Source organism: Endozoicomonas sp. SESOKO2 (assembly GCF_024606245.1).
In the GTDB taxonomy this organism is placed as follows: Bacteria; Pseudomonadota; Gammaproteobacteria; order Pseudomonadales; family Endozoicomonadaceae; genus Endozoicomonas_A.
Genome location: NZ_JAHHPQ010000121.1, coordinates 1 through 2,592, shown reverse-complemented (window position 1 = coordinate 2,592; position 2,592 = coordinate 1). Strand labels below are relative to the sequence as shown.

General features: G+C 48.6%; 2 protein-coding genes and 1 pseudogene. All 3 read left to right on the top strand.

Annotation, left to right across the window (positions count from 1 at the left end; translation table 11 throughout):
• Positions 1-244: 244 nt before the first annotated feature.
• Complete coding sequence (locus tag KDK17_RS03245; RefSeq protein WP_257255567.1) at positions 245-400, top strand: hypothetical protein; 156 nt, start codon at positions 245-247, stop codon at positions 398-400.
• 428 nt (positions 401-828) lie between these two features.
• Complete coding sequence (rbsC, locus tag KDK17_RS03240) at positions 829-2,151, top strand: ribose ABC transporter permease (protein ID WP_257255566.1); 1,323 nt, start codon at positions 829-831, stop codon at positions 2,149-2,151.
• 103 nt (positions 2,152-2,254) lie between these two features.
• Positions 2,255-2,592: pseudogene (locus KDK17_RS03235) on the top strand (hypothetical protein); the annotation flags it as partial.

The window sequence follows — 2,592 nt, the reverse complement described above, 5'->3', positions numbered from 1 at the left end:
TTTTCATTGATGACCAACACGTCAAACACGAGCATGGATCCTATTATAAAGATGGAGGCAATTTCCATGACTTCTACTACGTACTCCCTGCTTCGAAATACAATGGAGCACCGGTAAGTTTCCTTGTTAAGTGGCAAGTCTTGAACACGGATGAAACCTCTCACTTTGAAAGCTCGCAAACATTGGTAAGCAAATATACGCCAGAATGGGCCTCTGCATGTCGGCTACATGACTATTGGCTAAGATGTCAAGATCGTTCATCTGGTCGCTAGGAGTCTGTAAGCGTCCGTTGATAGAGCAGGCTGCTGAACAGTTTGCTATCTGGCGTAATGTAAGACCTGACACAAAAGAAGTTTTGGCAATGCTTCGTCATGAACAAAGTGGAAATGCCCTGTCATAGAGAAGCCTTTCTATTGATAGAAATCTGAATATGGAAAAATCTGCAATGGCATCCTTTCCTACCGAAGAGTTCCTGCCCGGAGATCTTGTTTTTCAGCTGCGAGCAGGAGGATAGGCCTAGTGGGGCATTAGCCGGTTGTTTTCTGGCCGAGATAGCATAGCCATTAACCATGTAGGTCTCTAAGATGGTGATGGGCAGATTATTGAGGCTATTATGCCCGGGATCACAAAATCATCGGTCGATGATTCTGTGAGTCGCTCTGTTGTCGATAACCATGGTGGCCCCTGTATTCTGATATGCCGACTCCAGCCTGAGTATCATCAATTGATTATTCCAGCTCTGAAGACCGCAAAGGTGATGGTCTTGTGCTGGACTTTCGGTGTCTGAAAACATGAGTCTCTGCAGTCTGGAGCAGTTCCAGAGTGCCAGTGGCAAGACCGGTCGCAGCCGGGACGGAGTCGGTTCAACACTTCATTAAAGCCTTCAATATCAAGATATCTACGGCTAAACAGCTGATCAAGAATCTCAGTGGTGGCAACCAACAAAAAGTGGCGATCGCCAAAGGTTTGATGATCAATCCAAGAGTGCTGATCCTGGATGAGCTAACCCGTGGTGTCGATGTTGGTGCCAAGAAAGAAATCTACCAGTTAATTAATGAATTCAAGAACAAGGGCATGAGTATTTTGCTGGTGTCGTCTGACATGGCAGAAGTTCTGGGCATGACTGAACAAACCCTGAAGGCAGTTGCGCTCAGCCCTGAGCTTACGAGCAGCCCTGAGCCCGTAAAGAGCAACGGTGGCAAGTTCCGCATCAATAAAGAATTCCTGTTCGAGTACAAATCTGTCATTGCTCTGCTGATGATCATGGTGGCCGTCTCAATGATCAGTGACAGCTTCTTCAGCACCAACAATATGCTGAATATTCTACGACAGACTTCCATTAACGCCATCATTGCGGTGGGTATGACCTTCGTCATCCTGACCAGTGGTATCGACCTGGCCGTTGGCTCCATTCTGGCACTGAGTGGTGCTCTGGCGGCAACCCTGATTGGCATAGACTTCAACATTATGCTGGTGGTGACCCTGACTCTCGCAGCTGGTGCTGCCATGGGAGCCATGAGTGGTTTGATAATTGCCAAGGGAAGGGTTCAGGCGTTTATAGCAACACTGGCGACAATGACTCTGCTCCGTGGTGCCACAATGGTATTCACCGACGGTCGTCCCATCTCTGCCAGCAGCGGTGCTGCTTCTGATGCGTTCTCATTTATCGGCAGTGGCTACTTGTTTGGTATTCCTTTCCCGATTTACCTGATGGGATTCACCTTTTTAGCAGCATGGTTCGTGTTAAATCACACACGACTGGGTCGTTACGTCTATGCTCTGGGTGGTAACGAAGCTGCTACTCGTCTGTCCGGTATCAACGTCGATCGTATCAAACTGGCTGTTTACTCCATTTCTGGCGGTCTCTCCGCCCTGGCAGGATTGATTGTCACCAGTCGTCTGGCTTCGGCTCAGCCTACAGCGGGTAATAGTTACGAGCTGGATGCAATTGCTGCGGTAGTGCTGGGTGGAACCAGCCTGACAGGTGGCAGGGGACAGATCACCGGTACTCTGGTTGGTGTGCTGATCATCGGTATCCTGAACAACGCCCTGAACCTGCTCAATGTTTCTTCTTACTATCAGTTGATTGCCAAGGCTCTCGTTATCCTTCTGGCTGTCCTGGTAGACACTCGTTCCTCCAGACAGTCTTAAGAACAAGGCTACTTTCCGTCGTGGAAGTGGTCGTCTGCCAATATAAGGCCGGAATAAACCGGCCAAACAATCGACCACGAGGTTGTTCTCCATGATTTTCTCCATGAAAAAAACATTAGCCATTGCCCTGACTGCAGGTCTGGCTCTGACAGGTTGCAGCAAGCCTGAAGAAGGCACTACGGGTACGGAATCATCTGACGCTTCCGGTCAGAAATCGATGGCGCTGGTGGTGTCTACCCTGAACAACCCTTTCCTTGTCACCCTGAAAGAAGGGGTTGAGAAAAAAGCTCAGGAGCTGGGCTATGACTTGGTGATTCTGGATTCCCAGAATGATTCTGCAAAGGAAATGACCAATACTGAAGATCTGACGGTGCGTGGTGTTGATGCCATCTTTATAATAGGATCCATGCTCGTGTTTGACGTGTTGGTCATCAATGAAAA

Coding starts and splice junctions, on each gene's coding strand:
- KDK17_RS03245 (WP_257255567.1), top strand. CDS start 245: ATGTCAAGATCGTTCATCTGGTCGCTAGGAGTCTGTAAGCGTCCGTTG.